At 41.1% G+C, this 23,124-nt stretch carries 21 protein-coding genes; 14 read left to right on the forward strand and 7 right to left on the reverse strand.

The window, feature by feature from the left end; genetic code table 11:
• The first annotated feature begins 24 nt into the window (after positions 1-24).
• On the forward strand, positions 25-1,500 hold the full coding sequence (locus BN3004_RS02605) for a DUF1538 domain-containing protein (protein WP_082244054.1): 1,476 nt from the start codon (positions 25-27) through the stop codon (positions 1,498-1,500).
• The gene (locus tag BN3004_RS02610; protein ID WP_058259706.1) at positions 1,493-2,152 is read left to right on the forward strand and encodes a P-II family nitrogen regulator; all 660 of its coding nucleotides are present in this window, start codon (positions 1,493-1,495) and stop codon (positions 2,150-2,152) included. The genes BN3004_RS02605 and BN3004_RS02610 overlap by 8 nt, the downstream gene beginning before the upstream one ends.
• Positions 2,153-2,770: 618 nt before the next feature.
• On the opposite strand, the gene BN3004_RS02615 is transcribed toward BN3004_RS02610, so the two are convergent.
• The 7 genes from BN3004_RS02615 to BN3004_RS02645 form a co-directional block, all read right to left on the reverse strand.
• A complete protein-coding gene (locus BN3004_RS02615; protein ID WP_058259707.1) occupies positions 2,771-4,450 on the reverse strand; it encodes an ATP-binding protein in 1,680 nt (559 codons plus the stop codon).
• Entirely contained in the window at positions 4,447-5,118 is a 672-nt protein-coding gene (locus BN3004_RS02620) for a response regulator (protein ID WP_058259708.1), read from the reverse strand. Before BN3004_RS02620 ends, BN3004_RS02615 begins: the two co-directional genes overlap by 4 nt.
• 8 nt (positions 5,119-5,126) lie before the next feature.
• Entirely contained in the window at positions 5,127-5,783 is a 657-nt protein-coding gene (gene phoU, locus BN3004_RS02625; RefSeq protein ID WP_058259709.1) for a phosphate signaling complex protein PhoU, read from the reverse strand.
• Positions 5,784-5,798: 15 nt separating this feature from the next.
• Entirely contained in the window at positions 5,799-6,551 is a 753-nt protein-coding gene (gene pstB / locus BN3004_RS02630) for a phosphate ABC transporter ATP-binding protein PstB (RefSeq protein WP_058259710.1), read from the reverse strand.
• Entirely contained in the window at positions 6,551-7,354 is an 804-nt protein-coding gene (pstA, locus tag BN3004_RS02635) for a phosphate ABC transporter permease PstA (protein WP_058259711.1), read from the reverse strand. Before pstA ends, pstB begins: the two co-directional genes overlap by 1 nt.
• Positions 7,347-8,213 carry a phosphate ABC transporter permease subunit PstC gene (gene pstC, locus BN3004_RS02640; RefSeq protein WP_058259712.1) on the reverse strand — a complete coding sequence of 289 codons (867 nt, stop codon included), beginning with the start codon at positions 8,211-8,213 and terminating at the stop codon, positions 7,347-7,349. The genes pstA and pstC overlap by 8 nt, the downstream gene beginning before the upstream one ends.
• 69 nt (positions 8,214-8,282) lie before the next feature.
• Positions 8,283-9,218, reverse strand: a complete 936-nt coding sequence (locus BN3004_RS02645) for a substrate-binding domain-containing protein (protein WP_058259713.1) — start codon at positions 9,216-9,218, stop codon at positions 8,283-8,285.
• Between the two features lie 570 nt (positions 9,219-9,788).
• Between BN3004_RS02645 and secA the strand changes: the two genes are divergently transcribed.
• The 12 genes from secA (at position 9,789) to BN3004_RS08215 (ending at position 23,120) form a co-directional block, all read left to right on the forward strand.
• Entirely contained in the window at positions 9,789-12,551 is a 2,763-nt protein-coding gene (gene secA / locus BN3004_RS02650; protein ID WP_058259714.1) for a preprotein translocase subunit SecA, read from the forward strand.
• Positions 12,551-13,655 (forward strand): peptide chain release factor 2 gene (gene prfB / locus BN3004_RS02655; RefSeq protein ID WP_148344900.1). Its coding sequence is split into 2 segments (ribosomal slippage): positions 12,551-12,625 and positions 12,627-13,655, totalling 1,104 coding nucleotides; the frame shifts between segments, so codons are not numbered across the junction. Before secA ends, prfB begins: the two co-directional genes overlap by 1 nt.
• Before the next feature lies 1 nt (position 13,656).
• Positions 13,657-14,073, forward strand: a complete 417-nt coding sequence (tsaE, locus tag BN3004_RS02660; RefSeq protein WP_058259716.1) for a tRNA (adenosine(37)-N6)-threonylcarbamoyltransferase complex ATPase subunit type 1 TsaE — start codon at positions 13,657-13,659, stop codon at positions 14,071-14,073.
• A gap of 7 nt (positions 14,074-14,080) precedes the next feature.
• Entirely contained in the window at positions 14,081-14,752 is a 672-nt protein-coding gene (gene tsaB, locus BN3004_RS02665) for a tRNA (adenosine(37)-N6)-threonylcarbamoyltransferase complex dimerization subunit type 1 TsaB (protein WP_058259717.1), read from the forward strand.
• On the forward strand, positions 14,749-15,165 hold the full coding sequence (rimI, locus tag BN3004_RS02670; RefSeq protein WP_058259718.1) for a ribosomal protein S18-alanine N-acetyltransferase: 417 nt from the start codon (positions 14,749-14,751) through the stop codon (positions 15,163-15,165). Before tsaB ends, rimI begins: the two co-directional genes overlap by 4 nt.
• Positions 15,150-16,163, forward strand: a complete 1,014-nt coding sequence (gene tsaD / locus BN3004_RS02675; RefSeq protein ID WP_196792463.1) for a tRNA (adenosine(37)-N6)-threonylcarbamoyltransferase complex transferase subunit TsaD — start codon at positions 15,150-15,152, stop codon at positions 16,161-16,163. The genes rimI and tsaD overlap by 16 nt, the downstream gene beginning before the upstream one ends.
• A gap of 313 nt (positions 16,164-16,476) precedes the next feature.
• Positions 16,477-16,770 carry a hypothetical protein gene (locus BN3004_RS02680; protein ID WP_058259720.1) on the forward strand — a complete coding sequence of 98 codons (294 nt, stop codon included), beginning with the start codon at positions 16,477-16,479 and terminating at the stop codon, positions 16,768-16,770.
• A gap of 71 nt (positions 16,771-16,841) precedes the next feature.
• Complete coding sequence (locus tag BN3004_RS02685; RefSeq protein ID WP_058259721.1) at positions 16,842-17,966, forward strand: metal ABC transporter substrate-binding protein; 1,125 nt, start codon at positions 16,842-16,844, stop codon at positions 17,964-17,966.
• Positions 17,966-18,625, forward strand: coding sequence for a metal ABC transporter ATP-binding protein (locus tag BN3004_RS02690; protein WP_058259722.1), 660 nt, complete (start codon positions 17,966-17,968; stop codon positions 18,623-18,625). The genes BN3004_RS02685 and BN3004_RS02690 overlap by 1 nt, the downstream gene beginning before the upstream one ends.
• Positions 18,612-19,454 carry a metal ABC transporter permease gene (locus BN3004_RS02695; RefSeq protein WP_058259723.1) on the forward strand — a complete coding sequence of 281 codons (843 nt, stop codon included), beginning with the start codon at positions 18,612-18,614 and terminating at the stop codon, positions 19,452-19,454. Before BN3004_RS02690 ends, BN3004_RS02695 begins: the two co-directional genes overlap by 14 nt.
• A gap of 91 nt (positions 19,455-19,545) precedes the next feature.
• Complete coding sequence (locus BN3004_RS02700; RefSeq protein ID WP_196792464.1) at positions 19,546-20,094, forward strand: hypothetical protein; 549 nt, start codon at positions 19,546-19,548, stop codon at positions 20,092-20,094.
• Between the two features lie 251 nt (positions 20,095-20,345).
• On the forward strand, positions 20,346-23,120 hold the full coding sequence (locus BN3004_RS08215; protein ID WP_082244056.1) for an S-layer homology domain-containing protein: 2,775 nt from the start codon (positions 20,346-20,348) through the stop codon (positions 23,118-23,120).
• Positions 23,121-23,124: the final 4 nt, after the last annotated feature.

Below are 23,124 nucleotides of genomic sequence, written 5' to 3' on the forward strand. Positions count from 1 at the left end.
ATTTGACTAGAAGGAAGTGACATTTTGATTAAAGAGAAATTTAAAGAAGTCCTAGCGACCGTTTTGCCGATATCGCTACTCGTTGTGATACTGAATTTTACAGTGGTTCCGCTAGAGAGCGATGTCTTCATACGCTTTTTATTGGGCGCGGTCTTCATACTTTTGGGACTGACAATATTTTTGATCGGCGTCGACCTTGGCATCACGCCTATGGGCGACAGCTTCGGTAACGCAGCCGTTAAGAGCGGTAAACTTTGGGTCATAGCGCTCATGGGACTTGTCCTAGGCTTTGTCATTTCAATAGCTGAGCCGGATTTACATATCTTGGCAGATCAAGTTGGCCAGGTGACTCTGGGCGTCGTATCGAAGTCAACACTAGTTATGCTTGTGTCAATGGGTGTCGCTTTACTTATTTCACTTGGCATGGTGCGTATAGTAAAAGTGTATTCGCTAAAGAAGTTTTTAATGCTTACATATGGCGTAATACTCGTACTTGCAGTGCTTTTAGACCAGTTCTTCCTAGCAGTATCCTTTGATGCTTCAGGAGCGACAACTGGGGCACTGACTGTACCATTTTTACTTGCTTTATCCGCAGGTGCCTCCGCCATTAACAAAGACAGCCAAAAGTCCGAAGACGACTCCTTTGGCCTAGTTGGCATCGCTTCAGCAGGCGCCATCATCGGTGCACTGTTACTTGGAATGCTATCAAAACCAGAGTTTGGTGAGGTTCCAGACATTGCCGTGGCGGCAGAGCCGGGCATTTTCTCGCACTTCATCCACGAGGCGCCGATAGTCGCAAAAGAGATAATCATCGCACTTCTACCCATAATCGTGATTTACACGATCTGCAACATGATCTTCTTCCATAATTCGAAGAGGGCAAACGCAAGAGTCGCAACCGGCTGCGTTTTAACATTTGTGGGACTTGTAATCTTTTTAGTCGGCGTAAACAGCGGATTTATGGACGTCGGCCGCTACATAGGTCACGTGCTAGCCACAGAGCACAGCAAGGCCTTCATCGTTGCCATCGCCTTTCTGATGGGCGTACTGACTATACTTGCGGAGCCTGCAGTTCACGTACTTACGAACCAAATCGAAGCCGTTACGGCGGGCTCAATCAAAAAATCAGTCGTACTTATGACTTTGTCAATAGGTGTCGGCATCGCGGTTGCCTTGTCTATACTGAAAATACTAGTTCCTGGCATGCAGCTATGGCACGTACTGCTACCGGGCTATATCATAACATTTTTGATAATGAAAAAAGTGCCAAACCTATTCGTCGGCATCGCCTTTGACTCAGGCGGCGTTGCCTCAGGACCAATGACTGCGACAATTATCCTTGCTTATGCACAAGGCGTTGCAGCCTCAACACCAACAGCGGACCTACTTATAGACGGCTTTGGTACCATTGCCATGGTAGCGATGACGCCTCTAATTGCGCTGCAAATACTTGGTCTATTCTATCTGAAACATGAAAAAGGGGGAGTGAAGAATGCGTAGTTTAAAGTCTCGTCACTTAGAAATGCTAGTCGTTATAGTTGAACAGAATAAAGCGAGCAAAGTCTTGCATTTAGCTGATGAGAAAGGCGTTACAGCCTCAGTAGCCATGCTAGGCAGAGGCACTGCATCTAGGACAATATTTGACTACTTAGGTCTAAACGACAAGAAAAAAGCAGTTCTTATGCTCTTCGGAAAGACTGAGGAGATCACGGATCTTGCTGATTATTTAGTAGAAAAACTTGAAATGGACAAGCCAAACCACGGAATTGCCTACATCGAGAGCGCATTCAACGTCTTTGGCACTGAAGATAATGCTAATGGAAGTAAAAATATTAAAAGAGGTGAAAATATGTACAACGCCATATATACTATAGTTGAAAAAGGAAATGCAGACGACGTGATCGAAGCAGCTGAAAAAGCTGGCTCAAGAGGCGGAACTGTTATGCACGCGAGAGGCTCGGGCAGCGAAGAAGCGCGCAAAGTCTTTAATATGCTCATCGAACCCGAGAAAGAGATCGTCTTGATTATATCAGAAGAAGCAAAAACTAAGGACATAGTTGAGTCGATAAGAAAAGAAACTGGGATTGAAGAGCAAGGAAAGGGAATAATCTTCATAACAAACGTGGAGCAAACTTACGGATTGGCGAAATAGAATAAACATAAACAAAGCTGTGAGAATTTTTTCTCACAGCTTTCATTTTTGTAAAGTGTATCATTTTTTGATTAGTTGCAAATCGAATGACAAACATTCATTTCTTTTTAATAAATATTTCTTTATTCACTAGCTTAATCATTTTTACCATGAATCTTACTATGACCATGAGACTTCGCAGAGCAAGCTCAAGGGCCAGTTTGAATCTGAAATATTTTTTTAATAAAAATTTCTTTATTCACAAAAATTATTTATTTTACTGTGGACCATAACTCGACCATGGGACTTCGCAGAGCAAACGCGATGATTGGACGATGTGGACTGACGAAGCAAGCGGAGTGTACAAAAGTACTCGAGCATTGCACATCGAAAATTGTTTTCCTTCGCTTGCTGGTCTACATAAATTGTTAATTTCTAAACTCGATGTCTTGAAAATTCATATTCGTTCGCTACGCTCAACTAGATGAATTTTCGGGCAGACATCTTCATTAAGAAATTAATGCAATTTATTCCGAATGCTGCGCTCGTGAAAATCACTTTTCTCACTATTAGTTCAAGGGCGCGAGTGCGCAGCACCAAGGTTCTCGTCCATATGGACGAGGTTCTTCTTAATGCGAACTAAGCTTTGAAGATCACTTTCATAGTAGTTCCTTTGCCTACTTCGCTCATCACATCAATCGTTCCACCCATATCCTCAACTATATGTTTCACTATGGATAGACCAAGGCCTGTTGAGTTTGTATTTCTATTTCTTCCCTTGTCGACCATGTAGAAGCGCTCGAATATACGAGGGATTTCGTCTTTCTCAAGGCCGATTCCTGTGTCTGAAATTTTGCTTATGATATTGTCCCCGCGTTTTTCGACGGATATTGTAAGCTTGCCGCCATCTTTATTGTACTTGATAGCATTTGAGATTAAATTTCTGTAAAGCTCCGAAAGCATGCCAAGTGGCACGTTTTTCTTAAGTCCATCTTCGATATGGCACTCTACTGATAAATTTTTCGCGTCAATTTTGCCCTTATATAGCTCTAAGATATTGTCTATAGTCTCTTTAATCGAAACCTCTTCTTCGCTCTTTAGCTGTGGTCTTTCATCTAGCTTCGATATCATGATGATGTTATCGATCAAGCGTAGCATTTGACCTGCTTCGTCAAAGATGATGCCGGAGAATTTTTTGATATCTTCTTCCTTAACCATGCCGTTCTTAATTAGCTCGGCGTAACCAGATATCGATGTGAGTGGGCTCTTTAGCTCGTGCGAAACGTTCGCGGAGAATTCTCGTCTAAGCTTTTCAGCCTTTTTCTCGTCGTTTACGTCAAGAACTAGCATGATGATGCCTGTAAGGGCATTGCCATTCTCAATTGGGGAAAGATATATCTTTAGGTTGTCTTCGTCGACCATGATCTCGAAGCTCGATGCCTTGTGTGTTTGAATTAAATCATTTAGTCTAGTCGATACCTCTTGGCTCCTTGTTAGTCTCACGACGTCCATGCCCGTATAATCAGTTTGCATATTTGACTTAAATAGCTTCTTCGATGCGTCGTTGAGCTGAACGACTTTTAAGTCAGTGTCAATGAGTACCAAGCCTTCGTTCATGTTTCTAAGTATCTCATTTACTGTTGATTCCTTAGTTTCAAGGCTTTCTATATAGCCTTTGATGTCTTTATTTTTTCTCTCTATAGTCCTTATGAATGGACTTAGTTCGTCGTAAACGTCGATCTTAGCTGTATTGAAATCGTCTCTGTGTAAGTGCTCTGCAGCGTAATCGATAGGCAATAGCAGTTTGTCTACGAGTTTTTTGTTTATTAGTAAAAGCACTAGAATAAGTAGAATTGACATAAGTAGTATAAGTGGAACTACTTTCATAAATGAGCCAAGTATTGATTCTGTTTGCTTTGATAGCCTTATTACGTTGCCGTCCGCCATGAGAGAAGCGTAGTAGTATGTGTCTTTATTAAGTGTATTGGATAGTCTCACGTCTTTGCCGATGTCGCCACTTAAGGCTTCTTTAATCTCTTTTCTATCAGCATGGTTCTCCATAGTAGATGGGTCAGAGAAGTTATCATAGATGACTGCGCCACTTGGATCTACTACAGTTGCACGGATATTGTTATTAAAGGTGCCGATCTTTTCTAATGTCTCTACGTTCATTTGCGAAGCGAGTTTCAATTCGTCTTGTAGGTCTCTAAGCTCGTTTGCGCTAGTATTTTTGTATGTTATAAGCACTGTTAGCGAGACGGATATTAGTATAGTTAGAAAAAAGCAAATGGAGTAGGTGATGTTTAGTTTTTTCTTCATTTTTCGTCACCAACCTTATAGCCAAGGCTTCTGATAGTTTTGATAACGCCTTGATATGGCTCAATCTTCGATCTAATCGAAGCGATGTGAACGTCAACAGTTCTTGTCTCTCCTTCAAAATCGTAGCCCCAGATCTTCTCTATAATCCTGTCTCTTGTTAGGACGATGTTTGGGTTCGATAGTAAAAAGTATAAGAGCTCAAACTCTTTATAAGTAAGGGAGATGGGCTCGCCATCAACTGTTGCGGTTCTTTTATCGTAGTCGAGTCTTATGCCGGCGTAGTCAAGTACGTCGCCAGCGTTAACTTTGCTGCGTCTAAGAAGGGCTCTGACCCTTGCCAAGAGCTCCAAGACGCTAAATGGCTTTGTGATGTAGTCATCAGCGCCTCTATCGAGCCCCGTAATCTTGTCAAACTCAGTAGTCTTAGCTGTTAGCATAATTACGGGGATGTTCTTTAGTGCGGCATCTCTCTTCATTTGATCAAGTATTTCAAGTCCGCTTGTGCCAGGCAGCATGATGTCGAGCATAACTAGCGTTGGCAGTTCTTTTTTAACTCTTGCGAAGAACTCATCAGCATTCTCAAAGCCTTCAGCCTTGTAATTTTCATTGTGCAGTGCATATAGAACTAAGTCCCTAATGCTCCTGTCGTCTTCAACTATATATATCATAGCTCCTCCTACTCATAGTGCTTAGAAGTGATTGAAAATACGCTCCAGTCCGCGATAGATTCTGCGTTGTCGCCGATTCTTTCGAAGTACTTCGCAATTTGTATGATGTCTATAAGCCTTAGAGCGTCATCTTTTTTATCGCCAATCTTCTCTACGACCTCACTCATTATGTGGCTGAATAAAGCGTCAATCTTGTCGTCAGAGGCGATGACCTTGTAGCTCTCTTCCAAATCGCCAGTTATAAAGGCGTCAATCGCGCTCTTTAACATCTTCTTAGTTGATAGGCACATATCCAATATCTCTTCAGTGAAGTCCTCGCCGATACTTACAAAATTAAGTAGGCCAGCGACTTCAATCACGTGTCCACCAATCTTTTCAACGTTTCTGATGATGTTTAAAGTAGACGAAACAAACCTTAAATCCTTCGCAACCGGTTGTTGAGTCGACATGATCTTAAGACATAGAGTCTCGATGTTTCTGTTATACTCGCGAATTTCGTCCTCTTTACTCTCGATCTCTTGAAGCTGATCTTTGATATCCACATCCTCCGCAGCCGTCTCTATAGTCACCTTCATGTCCATCAGCATCTTTTCAACGATAGCACTATATAAAATGATTTCATTCTTTAAATTTTCTAATTCATTAATGTATCTTGTTCTTACCATGATTATACCCCTTTTTTAACCGAATCTACCAGTGATATAGTCTTCAGTCTTTTTATTTTTTGGATTTTGGAAAATGGCGCTCGTTTGATCCGATTCAATGATTTCGCCTTCAAAGAAGAAGGAGCAGTAGTCCGATATACGAGCCGCTTGTTGCATGTTGTGAGTCACGATGACGATGGTGTAGCGGTCCTTAAGTGATTCGCATAATTCTTCAATCTTCGATGTCGATATTGGGTCAAGAGCCGATGTCGGTTCGTCCATTAGTAGAACTTCCGGTTCAACAGCTAGCGCCCTTGCTATGCAAAGCCTTTGTTGCTGTCCACCAGATATTTGAAGCGCGTTTCTCTTTAGTTTATCCTTTACTTCATCCCAAAGAGCCGCACCTTGTAGTGATCTTTCTACTATGATGTCAAGGTCCTTTTTCTTCTTAATTCCGTGAACACGAGGGCCATAAGCAATGTTATCGTATATAGACATGCTAAATGGATTTGGCTGCTGAAAAACCATGCCGACCCTCTTACGAAGCTCGTTCACATCAACTTTTGGAGCGTAGATGTCCTCGCCATCCAAAGTGATTTCGCCAGTGATTTTTACACCATCGACAAGATCATTCATTCTATTTAAGCTCTTTAATAGCGTTGACTTACCACAGCCAGATGGGCCGATGAAAGCCGTAATTTTATTCTCAGGCATATCCATAGACACATTCTTTAGCGCCTGAAAATCACCATAAAAGAGGTCAACGTTTTTAACTTCAATTTTATTCATTATTTCATAACCTTTCTTGATAATTTTGTTGAAAGCATATTGATAATTACAACCACAACTAGTAAAACAAAGGCAGTTGCAAAGCTTGCTTCAACGTGGAAGCCCTCGTCACTTAGTACATACATGTGTAGGGCAAGCGTCCTTCCTGATTCATTAAGCGCCTTTGGCATGGCAGTCGCAGTACCTAGAGTGTAGATAAATGCAGCAGTTTCGCCGACGATTCTACCTATAGAAAGTATAATACCTGCCAAAATCCCGTTCATAGCTGGAGGTAAAACTACTTTGAATATCGTCGATAGCTTTCCTGCGCCTAGACCAAAGGAGGCCTTTCTAAACGAGTCAGGCACAGCTAGTATCGCTTCTTCCGAAGTTCTTATTATAATTGGCAAAACCATGATGATGGCTGTTAATACACAGGCCATAATCGAGTATTGCATCTGAAGCTCGTATACAAAGAAGATCATACCAAATAGACCGTAGATGATAGACGGGATACCAGCTAGTGACTCAGTACCAAGCCTAATGATCTTTACGATTTTCGAGCCCTTCTTAGAGTATTCACTTAAGTAGATGGCGCTCGCAACGCCTATAGGCACGGCAACGAGTAAAGTGAGTACAACGACTACAAGCGTTACAATTAAGCTTGGTAGCATCGATACGTTCTCTGTTGTGTACTTAAGCGCAAATAATGATGGCTTTAAATTTGGTAGGCCATTGACAGAAATGTAAAGGATTATGAAGACAAGTGTAGCCAAAGTGAAGTAGGCAGCGACTTTGATCAATATTTTTAAAAATTTACTCATAATTCTTTTCACTTCCTTTTATAAAGTAGAATATAGTGTTAATTATCAAAATGAAGATGAATAGGACCATGGCGGTCGCGATAAGTCCTTGTCTATGCTTTGGTGTAGCGTATGCCATCTCTATAACTATATTTGTTGTAAGTGTTCTAACCCCTTGTGTAATGGAAGTCGGGATCCTAGGCTGATTACCCGCAATTAAGTAAACAGCCATAGTTTCACCTATCGCTCTACCGATGCCTAAGATGAAAGAGGAGATAATCCCGCTCTTTGCGGCAGGTACAACGACTTTAAATATGCTTATTTCCTTACTTGCGCCGAGTGCTACTGAACCTTGGTAGAATGATTTTGGGACGGCCCTTAATGATGACTCACAAATGGAGATTATAGTTGGAAGTATCATTATTCCTAGAAGTAGGGAAGCCGTTATTATATTCATGCCGTCACCGCCAAACGCCTTTCTTACAAGTGGCACAATAACTACAAGGGCAAAGAAACCATATACAATTGAAGGGATGCCCGCCATTAGCTGAACGGCTGGCTCCAGTATTTTGTATGCTTTTTTATTGGCGTAGAATGCCATATATATGGCAGTCAAGAGTCCTATAGGCAGACCTATGATGATGGCGCCGAGCGTTGTATACACCGAGCCAACTACCATTGACACGATACCATAAGACGCTGGAACGTTTCTAGGAGCCCATACTTTGCCAAATAAAAATGCTTTTAGTCCGTACTCTTTTACAAAGGGAATGCCCTCGGAAAAAATGAAGTAGCATATAAGTAATAGAGCAAAGACAGATATTAGAGAGATGACAAAGAAGAAATACTTCATGAAATTCTCTTTAAAATTTTTATTCATAATTACTCCTTATAAAATTATGGAGGGCTCAAATCTGGCCCTCCTCAAGAAATTTTCTTTTAGTCTAAATTATTTAATATCTCCCCAAGTTTTTGTTTCACCTACGAAGATGGCTTTGATTTGATCAAGAGTTAAATCTTCGATTGCGTTTTCGTTGTTAACTATAACAGCGATACCGTCTTTAGCGATAACTACGTTAGTTAGTTCAGCCTTTTCTTCGTCAGATAAGTCTCTTGATGCCATACCTAAATCAGCTGCACCTTCGATAGCTGCTTGGATACCAGCAGATGATCCAGTTGATTGGATTTCAATCTTAACGTCTGGATACATTTCCATGTATTTTTCAGCGAACTTTTCCATAAGTGGAGTAACAGAAGTTGATCCACCAACTACAAGCTTACCAGATTGAGAATTTTGTTTGTATTCAGCTGCTGCTGTGTCAACTTGAACATATTTGTTTTCAAGAACCATTTCTTGACCTTCCTTAGACATCATAAAGTCGATGAAGTCCTTCTTAAGTCCGTCTGCTTCGCCCTTATAAACAATGTTGAATGGTCTTGCGATCTTGTATGAACCGTCAAGAACGTTATCGCTACTAGCTTCAACGCCTTCAACCTTAGCAGCTTTAACGCTATCGTTTAAAGAACCTAAAGAGATGTAACCGATGGCGTTCTTGTCACCATTAACAGTCATCAGAACAGCGTTAGTAGATTTTTGAACAACAGCGTCAACAGTAGTTCTGTCAACCTTAGTGTCTCCGTCCTTTTCTTCGATACCAGTGATTTCGATGAAAGCTCCTCTAGTACCAGAACCGTCTTCTCTTGAGATTACAGTGATAGGTTCGTTAGAAGTTTCAGGTGCTTGTTCTTCAGTTTTTTCTTCAGTCTTTTCTTCTGTTTTTGTTTCAGTAGCTGTTTCAGCTGGTTTTTCTTCGTCCTTAGAGCAAGCTACTAGAGAGAATGCTAATACAAGTACTAGCAATAATGAAATTAATTTTTTTGTCATTTTTAAATAACACTCCTTTAAATTATTTTTACAAGTTGATTATAGAGTTATATTATTAAGATTTTGTGTGACAATTGTAAAGTTTGTGTAAAATATGTAAAATCACCATAATTTTTTTGATTTTTAGGGAAATGGGCTTGTGAATGTAAAATATACTTTACAAAACAGATTTAGCAAAAAGCGTTTCTCGTGAAAAACGTTTTTTAATAATATTATCTCGCCTTTATAAAAGAAAAGTTTTTGCGAAACTTTTCTTGCGATAAAAAATACTTACGTATTTTATATCTAAAAAGAAGACTTTTTTGCAAAAGCATTATTGTGATTCAAAAACTTAGGCATTATATATATAAAGGAAGAAAAGTGTAAGTAGAAGAAAAAATCAATCGCCCAGCATATACCATCTGCCCAGCATATACCATCCACCCATCATTACTCAAGCAAAATCAGTCGAAGGGGGCAAGGCCATGCGCATAGTCAGGGCTATTACTCATAAAATATTTTTCAAGTTCTTGAATTTTAATCGATTATCGGGTATAATAAAGGGTGAAGTAATTTAAAGAAGGTGAAAAGATGGGATTATTCTCAAAAATATTTGGCTCTACTTCGGACAGGGCTATTAAAAAGAACAGATCACAAGTTGAAGAGGTTATGGCTTTGGAGGATGAATACTCGAAGCTATCGGACGAGGAATTAAAGGATAATACTAATAAATTAAAGGAAAGACTTAAGGGCGGTGAAACGCTTGATGACATTTTGCCAGAGGCGTTTGCGACTGTTAGGGAAGCTTCGAAGAGGGTTCTAGGCATGACGCCATACAGGGTGCAAGTCGAGGGCGGCATCATTTTGCATCAAGGCCGCATCGCTGAGATGAAAACTGGTGAAGGTAAAACTTTGGTTGAGACTATGCCGGCTTACTTAAATGCGCTTGAGGGCAAGGGTGTACACATCGTTACTGTGAACGACTACCTTGCAAAGCGTGACAGGGACTGGATGGGCAAGGTTTTTGAATATCTTGGTCTATCTGTTGGCTGCATCGTGCATGATATGCCTAAGGAAGATAGGAAAATGGCTTACGCAGCGGACATTACTTATGGTACTAACAATGAATTTGGTTTCGACTACTTAAGGGATAACATGGTTATCTACAAGGAAAATATGGTGCAAAGGGACTTAAACTACGCGATTGTCGACGAAGTGGACTCTATTTTAATAGATGAGGCGAGAACACCATTAATAATATCTGGTCAAGGTGACAAATCTACTGATCTTTATGAGCTTGCAAAGACTTTTGTATCGCGTCTATCGGTTAGGGTGCAAGACCCTGACGAAAAGATTGACCCGCTTGATAGGTTTGTTAAGCAAGAGGAAGAGGAGGAAGAGACTAAGGACTACGTTGTCAACGAAAAGGACCGTTCTGTGCTATTAACAGAGCTTGGTACTAAGAAGGCTGAGGAATTTTTCAAGGTTGAAAACCTTTCTGACATTGAGAATATGGAGATCATTCACCATATTAATCAAGCGATGAAGGCTAGGAGCCTTATGAAGAAGGACAAGGACTATGTTGTGAAAGATGGCGAGATCATCATTGTTGACGAGTTTACTGGCCGTTTGATGTTTGGTAGACGTTACTCGGATGGTCTGCACCAAGCGATTGAGGCGAAGGAAGGTCTTGAGGTTAGGAGCGAGTCGAAGACTTTGGCGACTATTACTTTCCAAAACTACTTTAGAATGTACAAGAAACTTTCGGGTATGACTGGTACTGCAAAGACTGAAGAAGAGGAATTCCAAGACATCTACCACATGGACGTTATTGAGATACCGACTAACAAGCCTGTTATCAGAGTGGACAATCCTGACGAGATTTATAGGACTGAGGCTGAGAAATTCGGCGCAGTTATTGATGATATCAAGGCTAGACACGAAACGGGTCAACCGGTTCTAGTCGGAACTATATCCATAGAAAAGTCGGAAGAACTATCGAAACTACTTAAAAAGACTGGCATTAAGCATGAGGTCTTAAACGCGAAGTTCCACGACAAAGAAGCGGAGATCGTTGCTCAAGCGGGCCGTTTGGGTCAAGTTACGATAGCGACTAACATGGCGGGCCGTGGTACCGACATCATCTTAGGCGGTAACCCTGAATTTATGGCGAAGCAAGCGATGAGAAGAAAGGGTCTATCTGAAGAAGAGATGGCTCAAGTTGACTCGCACGAAGACACAAAGGACAGTGAAATACTAAAGAATAGAAAAGAATACGACGAATACGTTGAACAATATAAGAAGGAACTTCAAGAGGAAAAGGCTAAGGTTATTGATGCGGGTGGCTTACACATCATCGGTACTGAAAGACACGAGTCAAGACGTATCGACAATCAACTCCGTGGTCGTGCCGGCAGACAAGGCGACCCCGGTTCATCGACATTCTATATATCGGCTGAAGACGACTTAATGCGTCTATTTGGCGGCGACAGATTTAAAAACGCCATCGACATGATGAAGATGCCTGAAGGCGACTCGATAAAATCGCCAGTATTGACAAGGCTGATTGAGTCGGCTCAAAGAAAGGTCGAAGGAAACAACTACGGTATCAGAAAGCACGTTCTTAAGTACGATGACGTAATGAACAAGCAAAGAGAAGTTATCTACGCTGAGAGAAAGAAACTGCTTGAAGGCGCTGATTTTAGGGACAATATCACAGCCATGATCAAGGATGTCATAGCGGGTTTTGTAAATACCATGACTTTTGAAAAAGAAGACTGTGGTGATTGGGACTTCAAGAGCTTATTCATGCACCTTAAGGCCATTTTCGATATAGATATGGAAGATATTAGCGGCCTAAACACTAAGGACATTCTCAAGGATGAGCTAATTGACATGCTTACAGAGCACACGCTTAAAAAATACGAAGCGAAGGAAAATGAATTTACTCCTGAAAAGTTCAGAGAGATAGAGAGAATCGTGCTTCTACAAGTTGTTGACGACAAGTGGATGGATCACATCGACGCGATGGATCAGTTGAAGCAAGGTATTGGACTTAGGTCCATGGCGCAAGAGGACCCTGCTAGGGCCTATGCAATTGAAGGCTTTGACATGTTTGAGGCGATGAACGAAGCGATTAAGGAAGACACTTTAAGGATTTTATTCCATGTTGAAGATCCAAACAAGGTTAAGAGAAGAGAGCAAAATAAGAATATAAAAGAAGGCTTTGAAGGCGATAATGCTGGAGAAAAGAAGAAGCCATATGTTAGAAAAACTAAAAAAGTTGGCAGGAACGATCCTTGCCCATGCGGAAGCGGCAAGAAGTACAAAAACTGCTGTGGAAGGAATGAGTAATGAAGACATTACAAGAGTATAAGGAAGATTACGCGAATTTTAATGAGAGATACATCAAGTTAGGGGACTATCTTTGACGCTGATGGTCTAAGAGAGACTAAGACGAAGCTTGAGAGAAAGATGGCTGAGCCGTCATTCTGGGACGACAAAGACGCGGCAGATCTAGTGATTGACCAGCTTAAGGACGTTACTACGCCTCTAAATAGCTACGAGGAGATAGGATCAAATCTTGAGGACATGGGCGTCTACATCGAGCTCTACGAAGAGGAAAGACCTGATAACTATAAGGCTCTACATGATTTGGCGGAGTCAATAGACAAGGCGCTCGAAGAACTTAAGGTGAGGACGCTACTTGACGGCGACTACGACAAGAATGGCGCGGTCGTATCGATACACGCAGGTACTGGCGGCACCGACGCTCAAGACTGGGCGGAGATGCTCTACCGCATGTATACGAGATGGGCGGCGGACCATGACTATAAGCTTGAGGTCATCGATTATCTAGCTGACACTGAAGGCGGCATAAGAAGCGTTTATTTCAAGGTCCTTGGTGCCTACGCTTATGGCTTTTTAAAGGCAGAGCGCGGGGTTCACAGACTTGTTAGGATATCGCCCTTCGACGCGCAAAAGAAGAGGCACACAAGCTTTGCCTCGGTCGACGTCTTCCCTGATATAGATGAAAATATTGCTATAGATATAAAGGAAGAGGATTTAAAGATAGACTACTACCGCTCACAAGGCGCTGGCGGCCAATCCGTCAACACCACTGATTCAGCGGTTCGTATCACGCATATACCAACTGGCGTGGTCGCAACTTGCCAAAACGAAAGGAGCCAAAAGCAAAATAAAGAGGTCGCCCTTCGTATTTTGTACGGTAAACTTGTTCAGCTGAAGGAAGAGGAGCGCAAAAAGACCATAGATGAGCTTACAGGCGACTACTCGCAGATTGCGTGGGGCTCGCAAATCCGCTCTTACATCTTCAATCCCTACATGCTTGTCAAGGACCATAGGACAGATGTGGAGAATCTCGAAGTGCAAAAAGTCATTGACGGCGACATCGACAAGTTTATCTACGCTTACCTTGATCACGTGAGGGAGGCGTAATATGAGAGAAGTACTGAAAACACTGGATGATACAAGGCGCGCCGCCGAGCGTATAGCGAAGAAAATCGATATAGGTGACATTATTCTTTTAAAAGGGGAAATGGGTGCCGGCAAGACGACCATCACCAAGACCATAGTCAAGGCGCTTGGTTCAGATGATTACGTAACAAGCCCAACCTTCGCAATCATGAACGTTTATAAGGCAGAGGGCATGGCGATATACCACTTCGACCTATATAGACTGACAAAGTCCATCGACATAGATACGCTAGGACTGGATGACTACCTATACGATAGTGGCGCAGTGAGCCTAATTGAGTGGCCTGAAGCGATTGAGAATGAGTTCAAAGACGCGAAAAAGATAAGCCTAATTAAGGACGGCGAGAGCCGGATTTTAGAAACGAATTTTGATTATTAGAGGTAATATGAAGATTTTAAGTTTAGACAGTTCAAGTAGATATATAAGCGCAGCGCTTGCAGTTGACGGCGTTGTGAGAGGCGAGTTCAACGTTTCATACGATAGAAGCGCCTCTGAAAAGCTTGCCCTGATGGCAAAGGAGATTTTAGACATCTTTGGTCTAAAAGTGGACGAGATCGACGCCTTTGCCGTATCGAAGGGACCCGGTTCCTTCACAGGACTTAGGATAGCCGCCGCCATGATTAAGGCCTTTAGCTTTAAGGACGATAAACCAATTTACACCGTGTCTTCGCTTAAGGCGATGAGCTATCGCTACAAGGGGCTTAAATACATCGTTCCAGCGATTGACGCGAGACGCGATAGAGCCTTTGCGGCGCTTTATAGCTATGAAAATCAATTTGAGATGATAAAGGACGAAAGGATTTACACACTTGATGAGCTAATTAGTATCGTTAATGGCCTTGACGGTACTGTCATTATGCCGGGCGATTTCTATGGAAAATATAAGGAAAAGTTCGAGGCTAATGTCATCGCAGGAGTTTATAGAGAGAACGAACCCATAGCCAAGGAAGTCCTTGACTATGTTATAGACCACATGGATGAGATGACAGCCGAAGATAGATACGGCGCGATACCTATATATATGAAGTCATCGCAAGCCGAGGAAGATAAAAAGTGATTAGACGGGCAGAGCCTAATGACGCGAGGGCCATATACGAGATTTTGTCAAAGACTGACGATTCGTGGACGATGGGCGTTATTGAAAGCGAGCTAAAAACTGAAAGCTCCAGGGCCTTTGTATATATGGACGAAGAGGGAGCCGTGCAAGGTTTTGTAGACATCAAGATTCTCTATGACGAGGCAGACCTGATGCACATAGCGGTCTCGGAAGAAATGAGAGGAAAGGGCATAGGAGCAAGGCTATTAGCCAAGGCGATTGAGGAAGCGGAAGGCAAAGCCATTGCACTAGAAGTTCGGATGGGCAATTTTAAAGCGATAAGCTTATACGAAAAATACGATTTTAAAAAGGAAAGCGTCCGCAAAAACTATTACCATGGTGAAGATGCGGCGATTATGTGGAGGAGAAAGTGAAACATTTAGCGATAGAAAGTTCATGCGATGAGACATCGATCGCCATATTGGACGATTTGGAAGTTTTGTCAAATGTCATAGCAACGCAAATAGCAACGCACAGAGAATTCGGGGGCGTAGTGCCTGAAATTGCGTCAAGAATGCACATCGAAGCGATCTCGGCAGTTTTGGAAGAGGCACTAAATGAGGCAAAAACTAACTTATCCGAAATAGAATTTATCTCTGTAACGAGGGGACCGGGATTGATCGGAGCCCTTTTAGTTGGCGTCTCATTTGCAAAAGCCTTAGCGATGTCAATGGATGTGCCGATAGTGCCAGTAAATCACATGAAGGGGCATATCGCAGCAAATTACATAACGACAGATGGCTTGAAGCCGCCGTTTGTCTCGCTAGTCGTTTCAGGCGGCCACACTTACCTTGTAAATATGAAGGACTATTACGACTATGATTTAGTCGGCAGGACACTCGATGACGCGGCAGGCGAATCCTTTGACAAGGTTGCCAGAGCCTTGGGACTACCGTATCCGGGGGGACCAGAGATAGAGAAGCTTGCTATGGAAGGAAATCCAGATGCCATCGAGCTTCCACGAGTTATGATGAAGTCGGGCGACTACAACTTTAGTTTCTCGGGACTAAAAACAGCCGTGCTAAATTATTTGCACAACGAGGAGCAAAGAGGTCAAGAAGTGAATAAAGCCGACGTCGCAGCCTCCTTTCAAAAAGCCGCAGTCGATGTACTCGCGAAGAAGGCAGTCGATTTGAAAGATGAGCTCGGCTATGACAAGATAGTACTTGCGGGCGGCGTATCGAATAATAAGGCGCTACGTGAGGCGCTTGCTAAAGAAGAGCAGGCACATGACTTTAAACTATATTACCCGAAGGCCGTTTATACCACAGATAATGCCGCGATGATAGGGGCGCAAGGGTATTTGGAATTTTTGAAGAATAAGCAGGGGCTGGATCTGGATTTTGAGGTTGATCCGAATCTGGGTTTATAATTTTGTGTTAAATTTGCGCCTTGCGCTCATTCGCTTTTCGGCAATGCTCAGGTATGACTATACATTCCGCTTGCCTCGAAGCTCCATTTCGCACAATCCATCAAATTTTCCTACAAAATTATTGATGCGGCTCGATTGAGCAAATAAATAAATCTCATTGAAAATATAAAAAATTTCTAAAGATAAGTATTAAAGTACTTGTCTTTTTTATTGCTCTTTTATATAAACAATTTTACATATATATTTTAATCCATATAAATTGACTTTCTATTAACCCTGCTATATAATAAGGCATGTAAAAAAGGAGGGCCACATGCCAAAGCGTATCAAAAAACTATTATCAATACTTTGCATCATCTTAGTCACATTCTCGCTACTAAGCTTTTTCGTCGCGGCTACAAGCGCCTTCCACATCTGCAAGCGCACATCTTGCCCGATCTGCCGCTTTATGGATATGGTCTCGGACCTAGAAAAGCACTTAAACCATTCGCGCGCGGCAGCCCAAGTCATGCTCGCAGTACTAGTATTTATAAGGCTCATTACCATCACCATGACTATGGATATGGCGAAGACACCAGTCGAGCTTATGGTGCGCATGAACAATTAAAGATCTCTTTTTATATAATAACGGCAAAATTGAATAAACGGTAGAATATACAAAATATAAAGGAGATCAATATGAAAAATATAAATAAATTATTAGCCTGCCTACTAGCAGTCGTTTTGCTAGTGGCATGCAATTCAAATAAAGCGCCAGAAGTGGCTGACGAACCAGCTCCTGAGGCTATTCCAGCTGAAGAAGCAGACAGCGTAGAAAAGGACGGAGACGCTGTAAGCGTTGTAACTAACACATTCCCAGCTTATGATTGGGTGAAGAATATCACTGAAGGCACTGACGTAGAAGTCACTAACCTTACTGACAATGGCGTAAGTCTACACAATTACGAGCCTTCTGCTCAAGACGTCGAAAAGATTGCTAAATCAAATCTTTTCTTGTATGTTGGCGGTGAATCGGACGAATGGGCTCCGGATGCAGCAAAACAAGCGCCTAAGGCAAAAGTTCTTAACATGCTTGAAATTTTAGGTGACGCTGTTAAGGAAGAGGAAGTAAAAGAAGGTATGGAACACGATCATGACCATGAAGATGGTGATGAAGATCATGACCATGACCATGGCGATGAAGATCATGACCACGAAGATGGCGATGAAGATCACGACCATGAAGATGGCGATGAAGATCATGACCATGAACATGACCACGAACACGAAGAAATAGAATACGATGAACACGTTTGGCTATCTGTAAAGAACGCAAAAACTATTTCAAAGGCAATTGCGGATGCTCTTTGCGAAATCGATGCGAAAAACGTTGATACATTCAAGAAAAATTACGAAGCGTACGCAGCAAAACTTGATGCACTTCAAAATGACTTTGACGAGATGAGAAAGGCCGCAAAGCAAGATACTATCTTAGTTGCGGATAGATTCCCCTTCCGCTACTTAGTAAGTGACCTTGACCTTGACTACTTTGCTGCCTTCGTTGGATGCTCAGCTGAAAGTGAAGCAAGCTTTGAAACTATCAGCTTCCTAGCACAAAAAGTTGATGAACTTAATATAAAGCACATAATTAAGCTAGCCGGCTCAGACGGTAAAATCGCGGACACAGTGAAAAACGCAAGCAAGGCAAAGGACCAAGACATCATCGAGATGACATCCATGGAAAATGCTAGTTCAAATGACGGCAAGACATATATTGACTACATGCAAATGAACTTAGACGCTTTAAAGAAGGCGTTAAACTAATGAAATTAATACTAAAAGACTTAGGATTTGGCTACAAAGGTCAAGTCCTAAGTGACTTTATAAACCTAGAGGTCTCAGATGGTGATTACATCGTCATCCTAGGCGAAAACGGCTCAGGCAAGTCGAGCCTGATCAGAACCATCTTGGGCCTTAATAAGAAAATATCGGGGGATATAGTTTTAGATGGCATTTCAAAAGACGAAATCGCCTACCTACCGCAGATCCTCTCAATTGCAGCTGATTTTCCGACTTCAGTGATGGAGCTCGTTCTATCCGGCTTTAAGATCAAAAAAAGATTTTTCTACACAAAAGAAGAAAAGGCGAGAGCACTTGAATGCCTTGATAATTTTGGCATAGCAAATCTCAAAGACAGGCGATTTTCCTCATTATCAGGCGGACAAAGGCAGAGAGTCTTGCTCGCAAGAAGCTTCGTAGAAGAAAAGAAGCTACTTATACTAGACGAGCCGCTTGCCGGCCTCGACCCAGAGGCGCAAGGAAGTCTCTATGATATGCTTGAAAAAATAAACGCAAGTGGCACAGCCATCATCATGGTCTCGCACGACAGCGAAAGAGCTACACAATATGCAAACAAAGTACTTAAGCTTGACGGCAGCCGTGCGATTTACGAGGAAGGAGGCAAAAAAGATGGATTTAATTAACAAATTCACCTTCTACCTAGGCTACCCCTTCGTGCGCTACGCACTAGTCTGCGCCTCACTCATAGCGCTCGCGTCAGCATTTTTGGGCGTGATACTCGTTTTGAAACGCTACTCCTACATCGCAAATTCACTCTCAAACGTCGCCTTCGCGTCCCTATCAATCGCGACAGCCATCGGCTTTACGCAAAAATTAGTCCTAGCACTACCCATGACAATATTTTTCGCGCTAATACTTTTACAAGGAAATAATTCCAAGAAAATCATCTCAGACGCAGCCATCGCAATGGTTTCAGTCTCGGCACTCGCAGTCGGCTACCTAGTCATGAACGTCTTCAGAGTCGGCCCAAACGTCTCAGTTGACGTGTGCACAACACTTTTCGGCTCGACATCCATCTTGACACTCACAAAGCTAGACGTCATCACATCCGTGGCACTCTCGATACTCGTGATAATTTTCTTCATCTACTATTATAAAGAAATATACATCACAGTCTTCGATGAGGACCTCGCAAGCGCTTCAGGCATCAAAGTCGAAAGGCTAAACACAGTCTTGTCAATGGTCGTCGCAGTCGTGATCACACTTGCAATAAGGCTCGTAGGCTCACTTTTAGTCGCCGCACTCATAGTCTTTCCAGCAGTATCAGCGATGAAAGTCTTTCATTCATTTAGAAAGATAGCCATTGCCGCGGCAATAATCTCGCTTATATCAGCACTTGGCGGTGCGATATTTGCGATACTTGCTTCGACACCAGTCGGCTCGACAATCGTCGTGATGAATCTCGTCATATTCATAATTATGTCAATCGTAGGAGGTGTGAAACGTGGATAAAACAAGGAAGAGAATTTTGAGGATAGTCGGGGCCTTGATTTTGGTCTTGATACTCGCATTTTTCACAAACAAAAAAGTTATATACCGTTATATGCCTAATAGTACAGTCAACGAGACAGTGAACAAGATGAAAGAAAGCTCCAAGACAATGGACGGGGATGATGGTGGGGCCACTTCGCCTGATCAAGAGAGCGAAACAAGTGACGAGCTAAGCAATGATGAAAATGCTAGCTCAAGTGAAAATGAAAGCAGTAGTGAAAATGAAAGCGCTAGTGAAAATGCTAGCTCAAACGCGAGCGGCCAAAGTTATGATTTAACCGCGAACGACGCAGATATGAACTACGTCATCGTCGCCATGATAGCCGAAGACCCAAAGAGCTTCGAAGGCGTTAAGATCAAGCTACAAGGCATCGCAACAGATCTAGAGACAACAGATACATCCGGCATCGATCACTACGTCCTTATCAACGATAGACAAGCCTGCTGCCAACAAGGACTTCAGTATATATTAGAGGATAAGAACGCAAAATATCCGAAAGATAAGGAAGAGATAACGGTGGAGGGAGAATTGGCTGTATACAACTCAGAAGAGATTCCGTTTCCGCTAGCTGTGATCAAAGATGCCAAACTCGTTAAATAAGTTTACTTATAAACTAAGCTCGAGCAAAGAGATATAGAGTATTGAATAATTAATTGACACGTGGTAAAAATTTGATTTAATATTAAATGGATACAATTGATTTTGTATCCATTTTTTTGCGCCAATTGTTACAGTCGTGTTACAAAACATCGCAAAGCTTGATTTTTATGGGGGGGGGTGCTATGATAAAGGTAAGTATGTAGATATATTTGTATATCAAAATAAAGTAAATAAATAGGGGAGGAAAAACAATGAAGAAGAAATTATTTGCAATGCTATTAAGCTTAGTCATGATACTTTCATCTGTATCAATTTTAAGCGAAGTAAGCTTTGCAGAAGATGAAGTATTTGGCTTAAATGAAGTTCATACTATAGCAAAGGCTAATAACGGAAAGTACTATGCTGCTAGGTATTATAAAGATCGTTTCTATGGAAAAAATGTTGCTCTTGCAGGCAAATTGTATTTTTATGAAATTACTGAGGGACAATACAATGCTTTTGCCAATGACTGTTTTATGATTTTTAAGAATAAAGATAAATCTGCATTTGAGATTCCTGAAGCTATTATAGCGACAAATGATATTATCGAAGACCAACCAAGAGGAAATCTTGCAGGAGCTATATTTACTGAGCTACAGTTTATGAATAATGAAGCTTACTATTTAGGACTTATGAAAAATGGAACAAATCGTGACATTACAACTATACCTAGCCAACAAGACGATACTTGGTTAGTTGAATTAAAAAAAGATTGGGTTATAAAAAAATATTCAAACGACAAAGAGATTGACCAGACTAGTCCATACACTGCTTTCATGAAATACAATATAGAACTAGATGGTAATGGACATACAATATATAAAGAAGTTTTTGAAGCGCAAAGAATTGTTGCTGAATTTGGAAACCCAAATGATCTTACGCAAAAAGTGTTTAAAGCTAAAGTAAAAAATCTTACTATTGATGGCGCAGCGAATTGCAAGACAGAGAAAAAGCCAAAAAATGAGTTTACTAAAGAGGATGACAATCGTGAGTTTGGTCACTATGAGTGTATAGAATTAAAAAAATATGGTGAATTAGAGCTTGAAAATGTTACTTTACAAAACGGTTATCTGGATGATTATTATACACTAAATGGTGGCGGGATAAGATTAAATGATAATTCAAAACTTACAATGGACTCTAAATCAAAGATTATTAATTGTAGAGCTCCATACGGTGGAGCCATAAGAGCTAATAGAAATGTTACTTTAATTATAAACGGATCTAGCTTTATAGATAATAGCGCTGAACTTGGTGGAGCCATCTGTTCAAGTGGTAAAACTAATATAGTTGAAATTAATAATGCTACTTTTGAGAACAATAAATCTGAAGCTATTTTTTATGGAAATCAAATATATGGAGGCGCTATATATACTCAATCCAAAACAACAATTGATAATTCCACATTTAAAAATAACAGCTGTGAAAACGCAGGAGGAGCAATTGTCTCAACACATAGAGATACTGTAGTAAAAAACTCTACATTTAATAATAACGAAGCTAATTGGGGCGGAGCAATTGCTAATTATAATAAGATAAATATAAGTAATTCATCTTTTGACGGAAATATAGCAAAAAAAGATGGCGGAGCTATATCTACAAGTGATTATAAATATGAAAACAATGTAGATGCCACAAAAGATTATCAAAATCTTACTATTGACGAAAAAACTACATTTACAAATAACAAAGCAAAAGGATATTTCAATCCGCCAGAAAATGTAAAAGACCTTACTAATATAAAATTCAAGAGAACAACATTTACTGGAACAAAGAAAATAAACCCAGATAGTCCGCTAAATAACTACGATATCAACTACAAAAGAGAAATAGTCGTAACTTATGACCCTAATGATGGTAATGAAGCTGTAGAAGATAAACAAAAAGAAAAAGAAGTTAAAGGTTATGAAATAAAATCTGTAAAAGATTTAAAGTTTACAAACACTTCAAAATTCTTAGAATGGAATACTAAAGCTGATGGCACAGGAACTTCATATCAAGTAGGAGATAAAGTAGATTTAACTGGCAATCTTTATCTATATGCAATATGGGAAAAACCAGCACCAAAGCCAACAGAACCAACTACACTTATCCTAACTCTTGACGAAAACCACAGAGGCGGAGAAATAACAAATATCGAAGTAGAAGAAGGCGACTTAATTGAGCCACATCTATATATCCCAAGAAGAAGAGGATACATCTTCAAAGGCTGGAGCTACGATAGAAAGCACCTTGACGAAGTAAAACCAGGCGATAGAATTTATTCAGACACTACTCTATATGCAATATGGAAGAGGGCCGAAGAAGAAAGAGTTGAAGAGCCAATTGAAATAAAAGGCGAAGATCACATAACATACATCTTCGGTTACCCTGATGGAAGCGTTAGACCAAATGGATCAATCACAAGAGCCGAAGCAGCAGCAATGCTAGCAAGACTACTAAACATCGAAGCCATCGGTTCAGCTGCTAAACCACAATTTACTGATACAGAAAGCTCATGGTACAACAAAGCCATCAACGCAGTAGTATTTAGAGGCATAATGAAGGGCTACCCAGACGGACGCTTCAGACCAAACGCCCCTATAACTAGAGCAGAGTTCACTCAAATGATATCTACAATCGATAACAAGCCATATGGCGTAGCTCCATTTGCAGACGTTCTAGGTCACTGGGCAGAAAGAGCAATAGGATCAGAATATCAAGCAAAGAGAATCACAGGCTACCCAGACGGATTATTTAGACCAGACGCCAATATCACAAGAGCCGAAGCAGCAGTTATCTTAAATAAGATCTTCGAAAGAAAATATGACAATTTATCATTACTAAAATGTAAAAACCCACAAATGATAAAGAGATTCACAGACTTAGATGAAACATTCTGGGGATGGAATGATATGGTGGAAGCAACAAACAGCCATGAGTATGTAAGAAGATACAAAGAAGATGTACTAAAGAGAATTGAAGAAGACTGGTTGTTAATAAAATAGATTT

It is taken from the genome of Fenollaria timonensis, from assembly GCF_001457835.1.
In the GTDB taxonomy this organism is placed as follows: domain Bacteria; phylum Bacillota; class Clostridia; order Tissierellales; family Peptoniphilaceae; genus Fenollaria; species Fenollaria timonensis.

Coding starts and splice junctions, on each gene's coding strand:
- BN3004_RS02610 (WP_058259706.1), top strand. CDS start 1,493: ATGCGTAGTTTAAAGTCTCGTCACTTAGAAATGCTAGTCGTTATAGTT.
- BN3004_RS02615 (WP_058259707.1), bottom strand. CDS start 4,450: ATGAAGAAAAAACTAAACATCACCTACTCCATTTGCTTTTTTCTAACT.
- BN3004_RS02620 (WP_058259708.1), bottom strand. CDS start 5,118: ATGATATATATAGTTGAAGACGACAGGAGCATTAGGGACTTAGTTCTA.
- phoU (WP_058259709.1), bottom strand. CDS start 5,783: ATGGTAAGAACAAGATACATTAATGAATTAGAAAATTTAAAGAATGAA.
- pstB (WP_058259710.1), bottom strand. CDS start 6,551: ATGAATAAAATTGAAGTTAAAAACGTTGACCTCTTTTATGGTGATTTT.
- pstA (WP_058259711.1), bottom strand. CDS start 7,354: ATGAGTAAATTTTTAAAAATATTGATCAAAGTCGCTGCCTACTTCACT.
- pstC (WP_058259712.1), bottom strand. CDS start 8,213: ATGAATAAAAATTTTAAAGAGAATTTCATGAAGTATTTCTTCTTTGTC.
- BN3004_RS02645 (WP_058259713.1), bottom strand. CDS start 9,218: ATGACAAAAAAATTAATTTCATTATTGCTAGTACTTGTATTAGCATTC.
- secA (WP_058259714.1), top strand. CDS start 9,789: ATGGGATTATTCTCAAAAATATTTGGCTCTACTTCGGACAGGGCTATT.
- tsaE (WP_058259716.1), top strand. CDS start 13,657: ATGAGAGAAGTACTGAAAACACTGGATGATACAAGGCGCGCCGCCGAG.
- tsaB (WP_058259717.1), top strand. CDS start 14,081: ATGAAGATTTTAAGTTTAGACAGTTCAAGTAGATATATAAGCGCAGCG.
- BN3004_RS02680 (WP_058259720.1), top strand. CDS start 16,477: ATGCCAAAGCGTATCAAAAAACTATTATCAATACTTTGCATCATCTTA.
- BN3004_RS02685 (WP_058259721.1), top strand. CDS start 16,842: ATGAAAAATATAAATAAATTATTAGCCTGCCTACTAGCAGTCGTTTTG.
- BN3004_RS02690 (WP_058259722.1), top strand. CDS start 17,966: ATGAAATTAATACTAAAAGACTTAGGATTTGGCTACAAAGGTCAAGTC.
- BN3004_RS02695 (WP_058259723.1), top strand. CDS start 18,612: ATGGATTTAATTAACAAATTCACCTTCTACCTAGGCTACCCCTTCGTG.
- BN3004_RS02700 (WP_196792464.1), top strand. CDS start 19,546: ATGCCTAATAGTACAGTCAACGAGACAGTGAACAAGATGAAAGAAAGC.
- BN3004_RS08215 (WP_082244056.1), top strand. CDS start 20,346: ATGAAGAAGAAATTATTTGCAATGCTATTAAGCTTAGTCATGATACTT.